Raw genomic sequence first — 20,179 nt, forward strand, 5'->3', positions numbered from 1 at the left:
TTTAAATAAAAGCACAGTTTATCAAACTGTGCTCTCAATATTTATTTTTAGGATATTTGTTATATTCAAGGGCTGGTTGTCAATAACAAATTTAATTGAACTTAGTCTGGAGCACCTACACTATCAAATCCCTCTGCGTAACTTATCACTTCTTTTAAATTTGGCAGGTTATAGTAATTATTTTTCTGCATTTCTTCTTTTAGCTGAGTCCACTTAATTTTACTTCTGGAGTCATCTTCAAAATAAGCGCCTAAAATATTCCATCTAGGATCCCAACCATCCTGATGCCTATGATTTTTTTTGAACAAAAAATCATACGTGTTAGCCAGATAAGCTATCATTTTAATTTTTTCTTTTTCCGAATAATTATTATACTCTTCAGTTTCTAATAACTTAGAAGAAAACTCCATTAAACCAAACAGATCGTGAGGATTTGAACTTTTTTGATAAACAGCAGCTATATTCTGTAATATTCCATTTCTCACCTCTAATTCTTTATCACAATTTTTAGCAAAAACAAGCTCCCCAATTTTATACATATCCTTCGATTGAATATATTCATTGATAAGCATTTCATTAAACTTAGGCTCACTGTCATAACCAAAATTTTTAACCAGTAACTTTATAAAGTTTTTATCATGAGTTACCAACCAAATAATATATGTTTTGTTATCATTGAACAAGTACATATTTCTGGCAATGATTCTTTGAATATTTACTTTTCTTTGTTCTTTTAAATTTGCAACATCTTTCCAATGTGGAATTTCAACGTCTACTTGTGAACTTGATTTCCTAATAATTTTGCTAGACTCAATATTATTCAATGTGGGATATTCTTTTTGATAATCAAGAATTTCGGGGAGATAATAAAAGTCAGTGAAAAGTTTTCTTTGTTTATCAATATACCCACCTTCATAATCTACGCTATTATTACTATAGGTAACAAAGTTTCTATCACATCTATCAAAATAATTTACATATAAAAACGGATTACCTGAATTAGGGTCTACTATTCTTCCAAAAATATTTTTAATTTTATTACTAAATTCGTTATCAGATAATTCTTTAAAACCATTAGATAATAATATTTTTTTTGCAGTTTCAGCAGATGCTTCAAGCTCTTCTATCCCAAACTGAATTTTAGCTAATTCAGCTCCCGCCTCATCAATTGATTTACCTGCACCTTCCTGCAACTGTTTCTTTAGAACCTTTTGTATTATAGTATCATCATTCATACTTATTGGTTTTTGACGATTGCCTAAACTTTGCTTTTTTTCTTGGCAGCCAAAACTGCTCATTATTAATAAGGAATATATTGTTAATCTAATTTTACTTTTTATATTCATAGAAATTATATTTTATTATCTGGAACTTTCTTTAGAATTTTCAGCACTAACATCATACTTTGGAAATTCTTTATCTTTTTCAGATATTGTATATTTTTTAGGTTTGGTAATAGCAACGATCGATTTACTCTCTTTATCAACAGAACCAAGTATTATTTTTTGATGTCCTGCTGTTTTTTCTCCATTCCCTTGATTTCCTCCCAAATATACATATCTTGTACCATCTAAATTTTCACCAGCAATTAATGCCACATGTGAATAATCAAAAACTATTAAAGCTCCAACAAAAGCATTACAATCTTCTCCATTTTCCCATGTACTTCCCTTCCAGCCAAAGGCAGCTGCACTTTTAGGAGTATTAATCCTTTGATAATCCTGAGTCTGATCAAAACACCAAGCTAAAAATGCACCACACCACGGATTTGTATAATCGTAACCTAATCCAGCAGCAGAAGAGACATCAAAGTATTCTGTGATTTTTTCTTTTAAAGGGCTATCAATTTCTCTTAATCCTTTATATTTTTCATATTCTTTCCATGCAGCTTGAAACCATGGAGCATTTCCCACCAAGTTCAATCCTGTCCCTTTACCACATTCTACAACTCTAAATACCGCTTTCATAGAATCACCTGCTTTAACTTCCCATTTATCTAGCTTACCTCCACGATACCAAATTTTTCTGTGTAGTCTTGAAGGTGTAAGTTTATTCAAGATATCAACTACAGAATCAACTACAACATCATCCGATAATTTGCCTGTATCATCCGCTTTCAAATACATAGAGTCCTTATACCAATCTGCCATCCCAGTTATTGCTGCTTCCTTAGGGGTATAGTCCCTATCTACTCCGTCAGAAATCATCACTCCAGAGTCTTTAGCTTTTTCATCTATTTTTTTCTGAATTTCTTTGTAATTACCCTTTCCTGTTATTTGTAACAATCCTCTACCTCTAAAATTCCAGGTATCATCAACAGATTCATTTCCAAGTCTTCCTCCATATGCTATTTCTGCAATTTTCTTTTCATTAGATTTATATCCGTTTTTTGAACTTCTACCATATTCATACGCCAGATCATTAGGTGGGCTTTGCTTACCCAGTTCAGGATTTGCTCTAAAATTTTTAAAATGTTTTGGTAGATCTTCGGCTGCATAATCCAAACTTTCACCATGGAGACCTCCTTTTAAACTCGTTCCTGCTTCTTGTAATGACTGTGCGAAAAAATGAGCTTTTCTTGCGCAAGTATTTAATTCGAAAATATTTCTGTATTTATTTAAAGTTAACGCTAACTCTTGTAAATCGTCATTCTCAGCATTTTTATATACTCTTTTGAGAATATCAACTGTAATTTCAGCTTTACATCGTGGACAGCCATTTTCTCCTTCTTTCTTCACCTCCGCCATCTCCACCACCACAGGCATCACATCATTATCAATAGCCTCAGGTGTTTCTTTCTGAGAAACCTTCAGACAACCGCTTTCATAAAAAATATACTGTTTCCTTAACTCCAGCATTTCTTCTTTTGTAAAAGGAGTTCCGTCTTTTTTATAAGCTTTGATTCCCAGTTTTTCCATATCTTCCGTTCTAACCAGATCGGCAGGAAGTGTATTATTAATCGTAAACTGGCTTTTTTCTATTTTCCATACCTTTTTTTTAGGATCTGCAGGATCTTGCACTTGCCGGGAAACCTGTGCTATATAATAATCAAAATTCTTTGGTGGATTTTTCCATTCTTCTTTTGCCGTGAAAGAAACTTCGAGCAAGCCGTCTTTTCCTGTCTTTTCTTCGTTGTAGCTTTGTTTGCTTTCGTGGGTATAGGTTATATGGTCTTTTTCGTTTAACCCTTCTTTAGGAATTTCTTTCAAAACGTCAATTTTCAGAACTTCTTCAGTCATATTGACGGTGTGCACCCAAAGTTTATGGGTTTTACCATAGAAAGTCTGCTCCCGCTGGATATCTTTACCATTTTCTGTGGAGAACATAATGGAGACAATTTTCTGTTCGGAAGTCATCACCAGTTCTTCATTGAAATCCAGAACTTCCAGATAAGTTGTAGTGGCATCTACCACTACAGGACGTGTTCCCTGAATGGTAATATTCCCTGGAAGCACAATATCTGCAGATGAACTCGCCTGAAGTTCTACGGTAAATACCAGACGGTAAGACGGGTTGGGATTTTCTGTTGTTTTGGGTATAGCTGCCAGCAATTTTTTCTTGTAATCGTCATTGGTGGTAATAAGAAAAGACGCTTTGCCCTCACTGTTAAGGGTGACGGTTTTTTCTTCCAGCATATATTTGTCTTTCTCTTTATAGAAATCATCGCCTTCTCCTTTTACCCAGACTTTTACTTTTAAAGCCTGGTTCTGAAGACCATCAATTTCAAGAAATCCATAGGTTTCTTCTCCAAACCCTGTTTCAGTACGTTTTACTCCGGTTGCATACGCCCAAAGAGCTCTTTTTACGGTTGGTTCCGAAACTTTTACTTTAGCTTCTATTTTCTTGCCATCCGTATAATCTCCTGTTAAATAAGCGGAAATCGTATATTCTCCGAGATCATTGAATGTAATGGTACCGTCTCCGTTATTGGTCACTTTATCCGGAACTTCTATTTTTATGGCCTCATTTCCAGCCAGTGTAGCAATTCTTGCTGTTGCTGTATATTTTATCTTGGTTCCTTTTGGAATATTCGTGGCGGGAACGGTGAATTTATCAATTACATTTTGAATCACCTCAAAATTAAAACAGTCTGATCCTGAAAATCCGGGTTGTTTTCCTTCTCCAACCGGGCTGGCATAAGCTTCCAGCACATATTTTCCGAAATACTGATTACTGGCCAGCTTTGCATCATTATAAAGCAATTCAGCAACTCTTTTACTGATGACACTAGTCCTGAAGGAAGGTGAATTTTCAAATAAGGCCACTCTTCCAATTCCTTCTTTTTTAAGATACCAATATACAGATGTCCCGGAAGGTATATAATTAACGTTGAACTTAGAGGCCTGAACTTTGATAGTATCACTGAATCTTACTAAACCCGGTTCTCCTTTCACTCCCATTACCCCGAGGCTGTTTTCTATTTTAACTTCTATAGACTGTGGTTTTGGATCTGTGGGATCTGTAAATGCTTCTACAGTATATTTTCCTTCATTTTTAAAAGTTAGAAATATACGATCACCAATCCCAGTTACATCCACAAGGTGTGGAGAAGAGACTTCTGAATAACTGCTATAGAGTACTGTCGTTCCTTGTTTTACGGTCCATTGAACGCTATTCACAGGCATAAAGAAACCTCTGTTCAGTATTTTCGCCTGGTCGGTCGCACTGCTGAGTTTACGTTCAATAGATACAGGCAAAGGGATTTTAATTAAGGTTGAAGATCCTGGACTGACAATTTTTTTAACAAAGTCCTGAACGACCTCTACATTAATAGAGCATTTAGCATCACCAGCTTTTTTGCCATAAGCTTCGAGCCTGTACTTCCCTTCTGCAAGACCGTCAAATATTTTACTCATAGATTGGCTGAAATTGCTTCCCAATCCAATAAAGGTTTTTACTTTATCTTTGGTTCCTTCTCCTTTGAAAAGAGCCCAGATGATTTTTTTCTCATCACCTTTAAATTGGGCTTTCAAATCCAGATTATCACCGCCAAAAGGATTTGCAATGGGAAATAACGGTCCGTTCATCCCCTTGATATAATAATAGTTTCCGACAGGCTTATCTTCCGGTATCGGCCTTATCATTGAGATTGATGACACTGCAATGCTCGCTTCAGATGCAGCAGATGAAGGCCATTGTGGTGAAGTATTGGCTACGGAAAATTCATCTGCTTCTTTGACTTCAATCTGGGAAACGTTATTGGCCTGCCCGTTAGTTGCAAAAGCAATCGTTCCGGGAACGCCATATCCAGGGCAATTTCCGGTAGAAGCATCCAACAGTATTTTCATACTCTTGTTGAATTCTACGTTTTCATAATAGTCTTTATATTTGATACTGCATTTGCCTTTGCATGGGTAAGTTTTCCCATCTGAACCTTTACAGTTTCCAAATCCATTGCCACCACCGAAGCTGTCGGCTTTATCATCAAGGTAAGTTGCTACAGGTTTATTCTGTGCAAAGTATTTGTTTTTGCCTAATTTTTTTTTCTGGCTTTTCACTTCCATCGGAACAGCGGTTCCATTGGAATTATTGGTTACAGAACTGCTGCAGTACGCAGTGGCTCCTTCTATAATGATGTATCCTTTATCCGCCATGTCATTTGTTCATAAAGATTAAGTCATTGTGATCGTTTCCCGGTATACTGTTTTTTCTCCATCTGACAATATAAAGTCAGCTTTCTTTTTGGAATACTGTTTTTTACGGGAGTTGTATTCCATTTCTATACTTAATTTTACCTGATACTGTCCCGCGTAATACAGGTATTTCTTATCTAATTCTTCCTGTATGGTGTCCGGAACTTTGATTTCAGAAGTAAAAAAGGCATTAAAACCATATTCTCTCTGTTCTGCATTGATGACTCCGGGACATTCTATATCACCAATTCCTTTGATATTCCATATGATAGACTCATGGTTTTCTCCTCCGTTATCTACATAATAAGGGGCGAATAACAGCAGATTCCAGAAGGGTTCTTTCAGTTTATTTTTATAAAAAACAGCTTCATCTTCAAGCGCAGACAGATATTGGTTTCTGAAGACCTCAGCATTCTGGTATTTTTCCTGAAGCACTGCCGTTTTGAGTTTCCAGTTTTCTATATTTTTCTGATGGTCTGCTACGCCCAGAAAACTTCCTTTTTCATCCACTTTTATTTCCAGCGGATAAGAGCTCTGCTCCAGGATATACAGGATTTCCATAAATTTATTTTCAGATGGAAAAGAGGAATCATCTACCTTATCTATCAGCCAGTATTTTGTATGATCTTCATTCTCTTTCTCCTGCAGTGTAATTCTAAAAGATGAATAAAACCCTTTTGCTTCTCCAAATTGTATTTCAAGCGCATTCTCCACGTGATAATCATGGGTTCCTAAGGCATATTTCTGAAAAGGTTTTACTCTTGTTTCTACCATATTGGTTGGTTATTGTCTATTATTTAAAAGTCGTTCCACTCCTGGTGCAGCTCGCTGATTTTATTAATCATTACACTTATTATCCATCCGGAGGCCACACCAATCGACAGATATATCAATGTTTTCAAACTAAAAACCGAATGGAAAATAAATCCAATCTTCATATGGTCACTCAATGATGCTGAATCAGTATGATCAACTATTGAATCCCATGTTGAGAATAATATTCCTATAAATCCTCCTGCAGTTATTATTTTTTTCTTCATTTTGGAATAAAATATTTCTTCATTAATTTTCAATATAACCTGAGTTGTATTACTATCATTATTTTCTTTTTCTAAAAATCACAATACTTATAAAAGATAAAAAAACAACTATTAAAAGGGAATATATCACTGTTGTAAAAAATTCTGTGTCATATTGTGTCGCGTCATGATTTCCATCTCCATTAAGCGAATCATACCTTAAAAAGGAATAAATAATATATGCTCTTGCCAAAAAGGAAGTTCAAGAAATATTATAATTCCGATAGCTATCTTAGATCTTTTATCAATTATCATTGCTTACTAATTATCTGAAATAAAATGTATGAAAAGATAAATTTCATTATACTATTTAAAATCACACTAATGAATATGTGCTTATAGGTTAATAAATCTATTTTAGTCCAATCTGTTTCGATATTATTTGACCATTCAACCTGTTACTTTTTCATAAAAGAGTAAACATATTCTTTACCATCCATACACTCATAAAATATCTGATATTTATAATAATTTTGATGCAGGCGAATACTATCTAATCTTCTCTTTATAGAAAAAGCATTACTTCTATAAAATAAGGTATCAGAGGTACAAGGAACCTTATTTACAATAATTTTATAAACGGTTGTATCTTTAGGTTGATCAACATTATATTTAGGTTCTCTTAATACCTCTTTTGCATGATTTTCTATTTTTATTTTTTCTAAAAGTACTTTTTCAGATGAACTTAAAGTTCCTTCTTTAGGTGTTGTAAGCCAAAATACAATGAGAAAACCATATCTGTAAATGATCAGACACAGTACTGCAATAATTCCTATTATTAAATATTTCTTCATTAATTTTCTGTATAATATTTTTTTGTTTTTTCATCATAAAAGTAAAATTTAGAATTTTTATATACTCTTGAAAAAGGTGTTGGGCTTTTTACTTTTAAGGCATTAAAATTCTTTTGTAATACTGTAGTAGATGTTCCTCCATATCCCATTCCGCTACCAGGTGTTGTGTATGTTTTATTTTCCTGATTTACAAATTGAAACTCTATCAGCTCAAGATCTTCAAACCATCCCCATACAAAAGCTTCGTCTTTTGTATACATATGTCCGAATTCATCCCCTTTTGGATTCTTTGAAATACCGCTGAATTTCACACCTCTTATTGTAGAGGAATCATTAGCATTTTTATACATAAGCACAGGATCCCAGTCAATATCTATCTGGTAAGTTATTTGTGGAAATGTAACACTAAAACCTGAGGTATCTGCCGGGGACAGATGAACAACTTTTTCAATATTGAGCTTTTGGTTTTTAAATACACTCAGAACCCCTTCTGCAAAAGCTCCTCCCATACTATGTGACACCACCATTATACGACGTTCTTCTTTGAATAATTCCTGATAAAATTTTGATGCCTGATTTTTAAGCCTGGCTTCTGCAAACGATTTACCTTGTTTATACCGATCTCCTCCCGATGAAAATTTTGTGCCGGCTCCGTTAATAAAATATTCTTTTGTGGATCTAAAATACTTCTTAGCGCTGCTTTTAAGCCCAATACCCCAATATTGTTCTCCCCATTCACTTCCAGCATAAGGCATTTTTTTATTCCAATATCCACAAATATAAATAATGATTGGATCCAAAATTTTGAATGAAACTTCTGCTCTTACCTTTTCATCTGGTGCTTTAAAGAAAGCATACACTCTTAATTTGGATATTTTCCTATCCTTAGGAACAATATAGGATATCTTCTCCTCACCTGTTACCTGAGAAGCATTAGCTAAAGGGGTATCATCATACTGGATAGCCCACTTAAGACCTTTCAATTCTGATTTCGTAGGAGTTCTGCTATACTGTATTGCTTTAAAGTAATATTTAACTTCTTTTTTTATAATCTTAACTTCTTTTGTACATTCTATATCTTCATAACATTTCACAGCCTTTACAAGTAATGACTGAGTTTCACTTTTCGCCTGATATTCATCAAATTTCTTTCCTCCTTTTTTCCCATAAAAAGTATTTTCCTGAGGGGATTTAAAATCCAATGTCCCCTTGGAAGCATCTTTCATAATCTGTTCTGCTTCCTTGTAGGACTTTCCAAAGACATTTCTTACGATATTTCCACCTTCGCCCGCCATATTACTGCATTTTTACCTGTTTACCACTGTTGATAAGCACTTCCTTGGCACTTTCTACATTGATAGCATCTTTTGTACTGATGTAAGAGCCGGCTTCCATATTTTCTGTAATATTTTTAGCTGTAGATTTTCTGCCAGCTTCAGCCGTTTCAATGATATTGCTTGCTGTCAGATTATAATCATCATTGGCGGTTTCCGTGATATCTTCTCCAGCCATAATATTGACATTTCTCTGCGCTGAGGCAATAATATTTTTACCCGCATTGATCTGTACATTTTCTCCGGCTGTGAAGGTTATATTTTTGGGAGCATTAACTATTATATTCCCTTTTCCGTCCATCAAATAAGTATTTCCACTAGGATCTTCTATGAAAATACTTCCTTCCTGATCATTAAAAATCACTTTATTGCCACTCCTTGTCTGAATAGATTTAAGATGGTTATTGATACTTCCTCCCAATGCCACCTGCCCATGGAACATTCCTCCCATTGCAAACGGAAAATCCGGGTGGTGGTATTCAAAGCCTACCATTACCTGATCTCCCACTTCGGGTACTGCTACAAAACCTCTGTTTTGAGTAATAACATCTGTACCGCCTGCATCCGGGCTCATCATTCTGATAAAATGGGTAGTATCGGGATTTTTCTGCCAGTCAAATCTCACCTGTATTCTTCCCTGATTAAGTGGGTCTGTATTGGAAATAACGGTAGCTACTTGTGGTTCAGCTTTAGGATGTATGAAATCCGGTTTCGGCATAAAGCCTGTACCTTCTGCAATAGCTTCAAAACTTCCCGTATAATACCCTCGGGCGTTTACTTCATGGGATACTTCGGTAATCGTAAGTTTTGTAAAATAAGAAGTCTGACTGGTATCCGGTTTCCTCATTTCAATATCAGCAAGACAACCTGGATATAAAAACGGAACGGTTGTATTTCCTGAAACAGTAAATACTTCTACGGCAGCACTTCCGGCAGCGCTTTTCTGAGAATCACTCACATCCACAAACATATTGGCATTGATAGGCGCCGGAGAAAGTGAATGGGTTTTAAAAATATTATTATTCAGTTCATAAGCCTTGGACGGAATTTCTCCCAAATGTCTGATATTATTTTCAGAGCCTTCCATTTTTGTGTGGCTGCTGCTGTTATATCCAAAAAACCGGGGATTGGTATGGACAGCGTTCAGCTCCACCTGAACGTCTGTTGCATTGCTTCCATATACAAGCCTGATCGGTTTTTCTGAAGGGGGAAGCTTTCCGAAATGAAGGACTTCACCATCATAATAAAACTGTTCTCCGTAGGCTTCTGCAGTTCTTGCAAGATAATTATAATGGGTTTCGTTATATTGTGCACTATAATTAATATAGCTTTTATTTTGAGTATCTACTCTGAAATCAAACTTCTCAGATCCCAGTGCTTCTTTACATATTTTATTGGCAATGATTCCGGTATTAACAGCCTGATCCCCTCCAAAACTTTGAGTATGGGGAGCGGCATCCATAAGAATGGTAGGGCTCTGACCTCTCAGTACAATATTTCCCAGACTCATTTTTTCCTGGCTGAATGCCGCTTTAGTGATGACCCCCACAAAAGTTCTTTCAGGGCTTTCACTTTCATAATCTTTGTATTTAAAGACAATCGTAATCCTCTTTCCCAAAAACTGACGTGCTTGTTCCAGGGTATGGTTTTGGGCTTCTCCAAGAGAATCATGGGCTAGAATAAGTTCAAAATTGTGATGTCTTCTGGCACTTTGCTGTAAGCGGAAATGCTTGAAGTGTTTGATAATTTTGCCTTCAATCACAATATCCAGCTTTACCACACGGTTGATTCCGGGAATATGATTCTCAGAAATCTTATCAGAATTCGAAGCATTTTTATTCATAGTGATTAGGTGTTTTTTTCAGAACATTTTTTTAAATAAACAGTCGTTCTATAAGGTTAAAAAAGGCAGAACAGCATCCCTTGGACCGGGTGTACTATTCTGCCTGATATTTAAATTCTGAGTAGGCTTAAGAAGGCCATGCTCCGAAATAAGAAGAATTCCCCAGATCTATCTGTTCTGCACTTATTATAAAACTGATGTACATACTGTTCTCATCTACAGCATCGAAATCTACCTCATGCTGGATTACATAACCGTTGTTCCACTTCAGTGTTGTTAAAGTTCCTTCTTCGTGAGATTTATTGAAAGTAATCTCTCCTACAGTAGGCTTGTACTTTCCATTCAATAAACTTTCCAGAATATCTGATTTTTCAGTAGCTTCTACCGTGATTTTGATAAGAGCATTGGAAGGATCTGATGCTACACGTCCCGATACATCTGTAGATCTTGATACGCTGTAGTTAAGCTTTAATAACTTTTGCCCTTCACCGTTGTTGAATTTTAAAATTCCTCTTGAATTTTTTTCTGCCATGATTTGTAAATTTTAATGGTTAATATTTTTATGATTTTGTTTTTCTATATCACCAAATATAGATGTAATTACAAAACGTAAATGAAATTTATTATTAAATTTAAAAAAGTGTAGTAATTCTACGACTAACACTTGTTAGGTTTATTACATACTACAAATCAAGCGCTTGCAATTTATTTCAATTGCAAATTTTGTTATTTTACTGCTTGTTTAAGATCTTTTAAAACGGGAAAATAATTTTTATAATTTATCAGATCAAAGTAATTTTTCTATCATTAATAGAGTGTGACAGCAGTTTTTAGGACAGAAAATGAGTTTCAGTACTGAAAATACAATTATAGAAAGGCGTTAAAAATAATATTTTGAAAAAAATAAAAAAAATAAAAGCTACCAAATTACTGATGAACAAAGTATTGAAACTAAAAACAACTGACATCAGAAGGTTTCATCAAAAAAATAAAACAAAATACTTGCGTGGTATTATAAAATATTATACTTTTGCATCACTTTAAAACAACGAAGTAATAAACGAAAACATAAATGGTTTCTTAGCTCAGTTGGTAGAGCAATGGATTGAAAATCCATGTGTCCCTGGTTCGATTCCTGGAGAAACCACTTAAAACCTCTAATTCATTTTAGAGGTTTTTTTGTTGTTATATTACATGCCCCTTACCGATATGAATCAAAAAAATAACGTAAAGATTAGTATTTAGGTTAAAATTTTAAGAAAGCTTAGATAGGAATCAACTTCATTGATTCTTTCTAGGTATGTATTTCTATGCAGTTTTATTACTTGTTCAGCCAATTCAGGCACTCGGTAATCTGCATTTTACTGATAAAAATTTCGGCATTTACTTCCGGTTCTGGAGAAAGCCTAAGTTCTACTTTTTGACTGGAATGCTTGATAATTTCAGAAACAGCTTCTTTATTAATGATAAACTTACGGTTTATTTTAAAGAAAATCTCAGGATTCAGCTTCTGAATAATATCTTTAATGGTATCATCAAAAATATAGGTCTGATGATCTTTTGTGGTAAGGAAAAGGTATTTCCCGGAGGCAAAAAAATAAGCCGTGTTATGCTCGTCTATTGATTTGAGTTTATTTCCTTCTCTTACCATAAAACGTTTCATCACCTCATCTTCTGTCTGGCGCAGTGAGGAAATTGATTTGAGCACCGGTTCGGGATCAAAATTGTTTCTTATGGAAATAAATTTCTGTAAAGCTTTATGCAAATCCTCTTGTTCGAAAGGTTTCAGAAGGTAATCAATGGTAAAATGCCTGAAGACTCTCATGGCATATTCATCAAATGCGGTAATGAAAATAATAGGGGTAAAAAGCTCTACCTGCTCGAAAATTTCAAGGCTCATCCCATCACCAAGATGAATATCCATAAAGATAAGATCTGCCGAATCTTTCTCAAAAAAATCAATTGCCTGCTTTTTGGAACGAAGAATAACAGTCTCTGTAACAGGGACAATGCTCTGTGTATCCAAAAGATTTTTCAGATAATTCACAGCCAGCAGCTCATCTTCTATAATGGCAATTTTCATAACGGTGCAAAAGTACAAAAAAACCGCTAGAACGATTAAGTTCAAGCGGTTTCATCTGTATTGAATTTGATATGAAGTTCTATAGATTAGGGTTATTCTTCTTCGCACTCATTGGATATTCAATGGTATATCGCGGATCATTCTGCTGAAGAATATACTCTTTACCACTGATGGTGTGGCTAATTTTTTTCTGATTTGCTCTTCTTAAGTCGAACCACCTTTGTCCTTCCAAAGCAAATTCTCTGAATCTTTCATCCAGGATAAAGTTCATAAATGTTGCAGAATCCATTGAGTTCACTGCATTTTGAACTGAAGTATATCCGTCCGGAGTATATCTGTTCTTCATTACTTTAAGAAGTGTTTCTTTAGCCTCAGTCAGCTTATTCAACTTTAATAATGCTTCAGATTTTATAAAGTACTGCTCTGCTGTTCTGAAAGACACTTTGAATTCTAAGCTTCCTCCTTTAATGACTTTATACTTACTTCCATTTTTCTCAAAATACATGCCAAACCTTTTATCTGTAGTACTATTGTATGAAGAAATAAGTTCGGGAGACACAAAAGATAAGTTCTTTATAGAATTATCCCATGGGTTATCCAAAGCCATAATTGATTCCGGGGAAGCATAATGATTAGGCACCGTATTTACTGTATTTAAATTGCTTAAATCTCCTTTTACCGCCAGCACCTGATTTGCATAATTCAAAGCTTTATCCCAGTCACTTTCGTACAAAGCTGTTCTTGCCTCGAAGGCCAGCAAAGCTATTTTTGAAAATCTGTAATTAACTCCTAATGCCTGCGTTTGTTCTACCATCAGACCTTCTGCTTTTTTAATATCTGCATGAATCTGGTTATACACCTCCTGTACAGAAGATGGCTTCAATACCTCCTCAAGATCAATTTCAAGATTGATAGGAACTCCTCTGTCTGTTGAAGCAGTAGCATTGTTGTAAGGTTTTCCATATAAATTCACCAAATCAAAATACAGGTAAGCACGCAAAGCATAAGCTTCTGCTAAAATCTGATTCTTCTCTGGAGAATCCTTCATAGTTTTACTTCCTTCGTTGATGATCTGGTTCAGGTAGAAATTAACGGAATAAAACCTTACCCAAGGGAATTCCGTAGATGTGGGATCATTATTCGAATCTTTCCACATTGCCATTTCTCGATAAGAAACAAAATCTACTCCATTGTCATCAATATTCACCTCATCGGTACGAAATGCTACCAGAGATTTGTGAACGGGATATTTTGAATAGGCTGATGTAAGTACTTGCCGGTAATCTTCGGTAGTAACAGGAATGACTTTCCCTTCAGGCTGAATATCTAAAAACCTGTCACATCCGATATTGATTAAACTGATTGCTGCAAGGGCTATGATTGTTGTAATTTTTCTCATTTTCTCAAGTTTTAAAAAGAAACATTAAATCCTACGGTCACCGACTTGGTGATAGGCTGTGCATAAATATTACCATATGTCTCCGGATCAAAGTATCCGTTATATCCGTTACTGAATACAAACAGGTTACGTCCTTCAACGCTCAGTCTTAGACTGGAAATCCCCATAGGATTTGTAAATTCTTTAGGCAGTGTATAGCCTAAACGAATGCTGCTGATTCTTATATAGCTGATCTCTTTTGCCCATACATCAAGTAAACTGTATGCATTGGAACTGTTTCCGGCAAACCACTTATTCGCCATCCATCCATTCGGATTAGCCTCCATATCAGGGCTTGTGATTCCCGGAAGTGAAACTCCTGCTTCATAGATATCTCTTGTATAGTTTCTTCCTCTATCCAGATCCATACCCCGGTAAGAAGGTGTTCTCATTACCGTCTGCTTCAGATTGAATGTTGCGGAGATAGTAAGATCAAAATCATGTACTTTAAAAGTGTTGATAATACCTCCGGTAAACTTCGGATCTCTGTCACCAACATAGGTAAACAGGCTTCTCAGCTCAGCACTTGAAAGCTTTGTATCTACAAGCTGACCTGGAAGGAAATCAGCGTACACATCATATAATTTAAAGAATTCTGCAGCTGAAATCTTCTGGTCTCCTTTCCAGAACAATGGGTTTCCATATTCATCCATTCCTGCCGTTTTCAAAGCAAAAACAGCGTTCACAGGAAGACCTTCTCTGGAAGGAAGGAAGGCATTGTCACGAGGCTGTTCACTCAATACCCTACTCTTGTTGTGAGCAAAGTTGATGGTGGTAGTCCATTTAAAATTATCATGATTGATGTTTCTGGTAGACAATGCCAGTTCGAAACCTTTGTTGGTCAAACTTCCCCAGTTCATCATCGTATATTCGAATCCTGTTTCAAGAGGTGTTTCTTTCATACTGATCATGTCTGTCCCTTTTCTGCTGTAAACATCAGCGGTAAGGCTAACACGGTTATTGAACAATCCTAAATCAAGACCAACGTTAGTATTGGTCGTTTTTTCCCATCTCAGTTTATCATTAGGAGGGCTTATTACAGTAATAACACCTTCTTTTACACCTGGAAGAATCGTCGCATCATTATATTCCCCAATAAAGAATGGTGAAGTATTTCTGTCGATATTCCCCTGAAGACCATAAGATGCCCTCAATCTAAGGTTAGATACGGCAGAAATATTTTTCATAAAGTTCTCCTTAGTTACCAGCCATGATCCTGAAATTGCCCATATCGGAAGATATTTATACTTTTTATTCACCCCAAAAAGGTTGGTTCCATCATATCTCACACTTCCGAAGAAAGTATATTTCTGATCGTAGGTATAAGACGCCGTAGCAAACATGGAAGCATAAGCATTCTCTACCGGTGGATTTTCACGATAAGTTTCATATTTTTTATCTGTTGCGAAATCTGAATTCGGGAAAACAATTGCCGTACCTCTTCTTGAATTCGGATCATATCCAAAAGCTCTGGTAACGGTAGTATTATCCTCTGTTTTACGGATTTCTGTTCCTGCCATCAAATCAATTTCATGTTTTGAATTGATCTTCGTGCTGTATGCCGCCTGCAATTTCCAGTTGTATTGGAAGAAATCATTATCCCAGTTTTGTTTTACAGCCCCTGCAGGTAGAAAGTAATTGAATTTACCATCTTTGTAGTAACGGGTACCTTGTCTCATTTTTCTGGTGAAATAGGTGTTCTCCCCTGCAAATTTCTCCGTTTTATTAGCATCATACTGGATACCTAGCTGAGAGGTAAATCTTAAACTTTTTGAAGCTTTGTATTCTAAGTCTAAAATTGCTTTCAAAGAGTTGTTTTTCAGCGTATAGCTTGTATTTTCTCTTTCCTCAAGGAAATTGAAAGGAACATATAAATCTTCAAAACCGTCTATATCTTTATCATAATTGTAACTTCCATCTGCATTGAAAGGCTTCATGTAAGGATTGGCATTTCTGGAATAATTAATAGGGTTGATAGAAGCATCAGCATCCGTTACAAAAGATGTACGTTCACTTTGCGTTCCGAAAATAGAGATTCCTGCATTTAACTTATCGCTTAATTTATAGTTGTTTTTTAAAGTCAGGTTATAACGTTTAAAACCTGTACCGATAGTTGTTCCTTCTTCATCATAGTACCCCAGGGAGAAATAGTAGTCTGCACGGTCACTTCCTCCGGAAATACTTAATCCGTATTGTTTGTTGATGGCATTTCTGTACAACAGTTTACCCCAGTCTGTATTGTTATTCCTTAGGCCATTGATCTGTTGGCGCGTCAATGAATTCAGCGCATCAAACCCCCCGTTTCTGAAAGCATCAAGCTGACTGTTCTGAGTCAGAATCCTCATCACTTCTCCTTTATCTGCGCGGTAAGTAAGATCAGCACGCTTTGCAAGCATCAGTTCCAGATCTACTTTTTCAGAAGCATTCAAAAGATTCAGTTTCCCAAAATCAGGACGTGATGTAACAAAAGTATCTGCTGAGAAGTTCAGTTTTAAACTTCCTTTTTTTCCTTTTTTGGTTGTAATAGAGATTACTCCATTTGCTGCTCTTGCTCCATAAATGGCTGTTGCAGCTGCATCTTTAAGAATGGTAATATCTTCAATATCATTAGGGTTGAGCCCTGCAATAGAGAAGTTCTGAAGCTGGTCAATATTATCTTTATCTGTAAAGTTCGGAACATCATTTCCTTCTAACGGAAGACCGTCGATTACCCATAGCGGATCCTGAGGACCGGAAAGAGAAGCTGTACCTCTGATTCTGATCTTTGCCGGGCTTCCCGGAGCCCCTGTTTCAGGAGTTACTGCCACACCGGCAATCTGACCTGCCAGCATTTGGTCTACACTGGCAACACCAGCCTGGCTGATGTTGTCCATTTTTACTGTAGAAACCGCTGAGGTCTGCTTACGTTTTTCAATTTTCTGATATCCAGTGATGATTACTTCCTGGATTTTATTTTTGTCTGTAACTTCAGAAGTTAGTCTTATTGTATAGTTGGTCTGTCCTTCATTCAACTGAATTACCCGGGATTCATAACCTGGATAGCTTACTGATACAGATTTGGTATCTGCAGGAATTTCTAATATAAATTTCCCGTCCTTATCGGCTACTGTACCTACAGATACACTTTCGATAATTCCTTCCAATTCTGTTTTTGTTGAAACAGATTGCGTCTCTATTTTTATAGATGCACCGGCAATTATATGAGAAGTATTTCCGTCTTCTATTTTCCCGGTGATGGTTTTCTTTTGCTGGGCCATTGCTATATTAGCAGCCAAAAGAGGTAAAAGTATTAGAGTTTTTTTCATTGCCGTTTATTTGTTTAAAGCCTCTTGTATACGAATGATTAAATCTGTGTAATGTGCTCTGGAAGCATCATCACCTCTGTATCTTGTCCTGTTCAGTAAATCCAGAACCTTCTGAAGTTCCGCCCTCTTGTATGTAGTGACTTCAGATACTCTTTTCATGGATGAATAATTGATATTCCTCAAACCGTGATCATCTTCATGGAAATTACAGATGGTTGGAATATTCAGGGTATCGTCAACTTTCAATCCTTTCACTGCTGTTTTCTCAAATAACTTGTTCACAGAGACAATCAAGGCATCCACATAGTTTTTCTGAGTCATTTTTTCAAGCATCGTAAGGCTTCCTTTTTTGTTAAAAATGGCCGTTCTTACCTGATCAAATAATTTCTCAACGGTATAGATCTCTTCTTTTGAACCTGACATCTGATGCTTCAGCTCATTTTCAAGCAATCTCAACAATCGGTCATCCATAAACAAGGAATAGATATTTGCATACTGCATTCCTCTCGCCATGGTATATGGTGTCTGCTCAAATGGTCCCATTGGTGAATCTTTAACCGGATACGTTTTTTCTGTAATCGGATTGAAGAATAACCATTCCGGAAGGTTGATTGCATTTTTAACAATATAATCAACAGCTCTTGTCTGTATTTCAACAGGAACTGCTTCGTAAGCTTTCTTCTTGTTGCCAAAAACAGTATTGTTCAGATAAATTCCTCCCACATTCGCCATCACATGACCTGTGTACAGATCCCATTGTCCGATAGCTCCCATATACAGTTTTCCAGCATCCGTATATTCCTTACCATCTTCATAGGTCCATTTCAAAAGGTTGTTGAGAACTACTTTCAGGTTTTTCATTCCGTACTCACTGGCTTTCATGGCATCATCTCCTAAATCTTCAGACTGTGAGCGTGGATCGATAGTTTCCAGGTAGCTCTGCTGCTCGCCATAGAAATACATCGGGTCATCCTCATGTTTTTCAATTAAATTTCTCAGCGCTTTTTTCTCAACAAATTCATCCGGATACCAACGGTAACCCCAGTCTATAGCATATTTGTCATAAAGACCAATTTTCGGAGTGATGGCTGTAACCCCATCTTCCGGCTGTGCTACGTAGTTGTAACGTGCATAATCCATAATGGAAGGTGCTGTACCACCCATTTTGTCTGTAAATTCTTTGGAACGAAGCGACTCTACAGGGAATGCAAAGGATGCTCCCATATTGTGCTTCAGTCCGAAAGTGTGTCCAACTTCATGAGATGAAACAAAACGAATCGCTTCCCCCATGTGCTCATCACTGAATTTATTTCCTCTTGCTTTCGGGTCGATAGGCCCTGTCTGAATTATCATCCAGTCATGAAGAGAAGTCATTACATTATGCCACCAGATGATATCTGCTTCGATAATTTCACCACTTCTCGGGTCTACTACAGAGGGTCCCATTGCATTTGACTTTGGCGAAGCGGCGTAAGTAATCACAGAATATCTTACATCATCAATATCAAAATCTTCATCTTTTTCGTCCGGCATTTTCGCAATCACTGCATTTTTGAATCCTGCCTGCTCAAACGCCGCCTGCCAGTCATGTACTCCGGCAATGATTTTTTCACGCCATTGTTTTGGTGTTGCCGGATCGATATAATAAACAATCGGTTTCTTAGGCTCTACCAGCTCACCTCTTAAGTATTTTTCTTTATCCTCGTCCTTCGGTTCAAGATTCCATTTGGTAATGAAGAATTTTTCATCCATTTTCTGCTGATTGTCATTAAACGACCAGTGCTTTTCGGAGAAAAATCCTACTCTTGAATCTGCGACTCTCGGTTTCATCGGTATTTTAGAAAGCAGTACCAGATTTGTAGTAACACCAAGGGTTACCGGAAGATCTACCCCACCTTCATTTACAGAAGTAGACAATTGAGACTTCACCACAAGGTTCCTGGGGAAAGTTTTCACTCCTTCTATATAAGAAAGGCTTGATTTCACAGATCCTCCCAATCCTACATTGGCCAGAACATCATTGAAGCTCTTCTGATTTCCATCAAAAACTTTATTGACTTTAATAGCTACTGCTGTAGAATCGCTATTTTGTGCTTCAATATCAAAGACTTCAATCACAGATTCCGAAAAGTTGTCTTTCACCGATTTTGTAATCGCATCATTTTTTGGGGATGATACTTTAGGCACCACCGTTTTTACCCATACTTTTTTAGCTACGGGATCACGATGGAAAGAAATGACCTTATTTTCATAATTCATTCCTTTGTTCAAACCTGCCTCATTCACCTGCATTGGTACCTGAGAAAGTTTGTTCACCACCAAAAACTGACGTCCCATCAGACTGTCAGGAATTTCAAAATAAATATCCGTTTTTACCTGTATCGTATTAAAAAGTCCTTTTTTATAAGTCCCTTTTTTGATCAAATCTTCAATTTTCTTTGTTTTCTTTGATGAGGAAGTCTCTGTCTTATCAGTTTTGTCTTTGTTGACCTTTACTGTATCTTTTTTCTGTGCTATTGCCATTGGTGAGGCCATAGCAAGACCTAAATACAGTGCCAGCCTGTAATTCTTCATTAAAATAGTCCGATTCATTCCAAATAGTAAATATCTTAGTTTCAGCCAGCAAAGCTATAGGTATCGTGAATCATATATATAATATTAGGGAGTGAA

General features: G+C 36.3%; 12 protein-coding genes and 1 tRNA gene. 1 reads left to right on the plus strand and 12 read right to left on the minus strand.

Annotation, left to right across the window (positions count from 1 at the left end):
• Positions 1 to 101: 101 nt before the first annotated feature.
• From KYG33_RS08905 to tssD, 8 genes are all read right to left on the minus strand, one after another.
• Entirely contained in the window at positions 102 to 1,346 is a 1,245-nt protein-coding gene (locus KYG33_RS08905) for a hypothetical protein (protein ID WP_180564340.1), read from the minus strand.
• 15 nt (positions 1,347 to 1,361) lie between these two features.
• Complete coding sequence (locus KYG33_RS08910) at positions 1,362 to 5,594, minus strand: hypothetical protein (protein ID WP_219073096.1); 4,233 nt, start codon at positions 5,592 to 5,594, stop codon at positions 1,362 to 1,364.
• Between the two features lie 18 nt (positions 5,595 to 5,612).
• Positions 5,613 to 6,407, minus strand: coding sequence for a hypothetical protein (locus KYG33_RS08915; protein ID WP_180564342.1), 795 nt, complete (start codon positions 6,405 to 6,407; stop codon positions 5,613 to 5,615).
• Between the two features lie 23 nt (positions 6,408 to 6,430).
• Positions 6,431 to 6,673 (minus strand): hypothetical protein, encoded by a 243-nt coding sequence (locus KYG33_RS08920; RefSeq protein WP_077418303.1) that lies wholly within the window; start codon positions 6,671 to 6,673, stop codon positions 6,431 to 6,433.
• Positions 6,674 to 7,110: 437 nt separating this feature from the next.
• Positions 7,111 to 7,506, minus strand: coding sequence for a hypothetical protein (locus tag KYG33_RS08925; protein WP_077418301.1), 396 nt, complete (start codon positions 7,504 to 7,506; stop codon positions 7,111 to 7,113).
• Positions 7,506 to 8,801, minus strand: a complete 1,296-nt coding sequence (locus KYG33_RS08930) for a hypothetical protein (RefSeq protein ID WP_219073097.1) — start codon at positions 8,799 to 8,801, stop codon at positions 7,506 to 7,508. Before KYG33_RS08930 ends, KYG33_RS08925 begins: the two co-directional genes overlap by 1 nt.
• 1 nt (position 8,802) lies before the next feature.
• Complete coding sequence (locus tag KYG33_RS08935) at positions 8,803 to 10,683, minus strand: type VI secretion system Vgr family protein (protein ID WP_077418296.1); 1,881 nt, start codon at positions 10,681 to 10,683, stop codon at positions 8,803 to 8,805.
• A gap of 127 nt (positions 10,684 to 10,810) precedes the next feature.
• The gene (gene tssD / locus KYG33_RS08940) at positions 10,811 to 11,215 is read right to left on the minus strand and encodes a type VI secretion system tube protein TssD (protein WP_077418293.1); all 405 of its coding nucleotides are present in this window, start codon (positions 11,213 to 11,215) and stop codon (positions 10,811 to 10,813) included.
• Positions 11,216 to 11,757: 542 nt separating this feature from the next.
• Between tssD and KYG33_RS08945 the strand changes: the two genes are divergently transcribed.
• Positions 11,758 to 11,830: transfer RNA gene (locus KYG33_RS08945), tRNA-Phe, on the plus strand.
• 174 nt (positions 11,831 to 12,004) lie between these two features.
• On the opposite strand, the gene KYG33_RS08950 is transcribed toward KYG33_RS08945, so the two are convergent.
• The 4 genes from KYG33_RS08950 to KYG33_RS08965 all read right to left on the minus strand — a co-directional run bounded on the left by KYG33_RS08950 (position 12,005) and on the right by KYG33_RS08965 (position 20,101).
• A complete protein-coding gene (locus KYG33_RS08950; protein WP_077418290.1) occupies positions 12,005 to 12,766 on the minus strand; it encodes a LytR/AlgR family response regulator transcription factor in 762 nt (253 codons plus the stop codon).
• Between the two features lie 79 nt (positions 12,767 to 12,845).
• Positions 12,846 to 14,165: a RagB/SusD family nutrient uptake outer membrane protein gene (locus KYG33_RS08955; RefSeq protein WP_219073098.1), complete on the minus strand. Its 1,320-nt coding sequence runs from the start codon at positions 14,163 to 14,165 to the stop codon at positions 12,846 to 12,848.
• 11 nt (positions 14,166 to 14,176) lie between these two features.
• Entirely contained in the window at positions 14,177 to 17,509 is a 3,333-nt protein-coding gene (locus tag KYG33_RS08960) for a SusC/RagA family TonB-linked outer membrane protein (RefSeq protein WP_219073099.1), read from the minus strand.
• 6 nt (positions 17,510 to 17,515) lie between these two features.
• Positions 17,516 to 20,101: a zinc-dependent metalloprotease gene (locus KYG33_RS08965; protein ID WP_219073100.1), complete on the minus strand. Its 2,586-nt coding sequence runs from the start codon at positions 20,099 to 20,101 to the stop codon at positions 17,516 to 17,518.
• Positions 20,102 to 20,179: the final 78 nt, after the last annotated feature.

It is taken from the genome of Chryseobacterium sp. D764 (assembly GCF_019317325.1).
Lineage (GTDB): Bacteria > Bacteroidota > Bacteroidia > Flavobacteriales > Weeksellaceae > Chryseobacterium.

What these genes read in the sequence shown, in the direction of transcription:
- KYG33_RS08905 (WP_180564340.1), bottom strand. Translation starts at nt 1,346, where the DNA reads ATGAATATAAAAAGTAAAATTAGATTAACAATATATTCCTTATTAATA.
- KYG33_RS08910 (WP_219073096.1), bottom strand. Translation starts at nt 5,594, where the DNA reads ATGGCGGATAAAGGATACATCATTATAGAAGGAGCCACTGCGTACTGC.
- KYG33_RS08915 (WP_180564342.1), bottom strand. Translation starts at nt 6,407, where the DNA reads ATGGTAGAAACAAGAGTAAAACCTTTTCAGAAATATGCCTTAGGAACC.
- KYG33_RS08920 (WP_077418303.1), bottom strand. Translation starts at nt 6,673, where the DNA reads ATGAAGAAAAAAATAATAACTGCAGGAGGATTTATAGGAATATTATTC.
- KYG33_RS08925 (WP_077418301.1), bottom strand. Translation starts at nt 7,506, where the DNA reads ATGAAGAAATATTTAATAATAGGAATTATTGCAGTACTGTGTCTGATC.
- KYG33_RS08930 (WP_219073097.1), bottom strand. Translation starts at nt 8,801, where the DNA reads ATGGCGGGCGAAGGTGGAAATATCGTAAGAAATGTCTTTGGAAAGTCC.
- KYG33_RS08935 (WP_077418296.1), bottom strand. Translation starts at nt 10,683, where the DNA reads ATGAATAAAAATGCTTCGAATTCTGATAAGATTTCTGAGAATCATATT.
- tssD (WP_077418293.1), bottom strand. Translation starts at nt 11,215, where the DNA reads ATGGCAGAAAAAAATTCAAGAGGAATTTTAAAATTCAACAACGGTGAA.
- KYG33_RS08950 (WP_077418290.1), bottom strand. Translation starts at nt 12,766, where the DNA reads ATGAAAATTGCCATTATAGAAGATGAGCTGCTGGCTGTGAATTATCTG.
- KYG33_RS08955 (WP_219073098.1), bottom strand. Translation starts at nt 14,165, where the DNA reads ATGAGAAAAATTACAACAATCATAGCCCTTGCAGCAATCAGTTTAATC.
- KYG33_RS08960 (WP_219073099.1), bottom strand. Translation starts at nt 17,509, where the DNA reads ATGAAAAAAACTCTAATACTTTTACCTCTTTTGGCTGCTAATATAGCA.
- KYG33_RS08965 (WP_219073100.1), bottom strand. Translation starts at nt 20,101, where the DNA reads ATGAATCGGACTATTTTAATGAAGAATTACAGGCTGGCACTGTATTTA.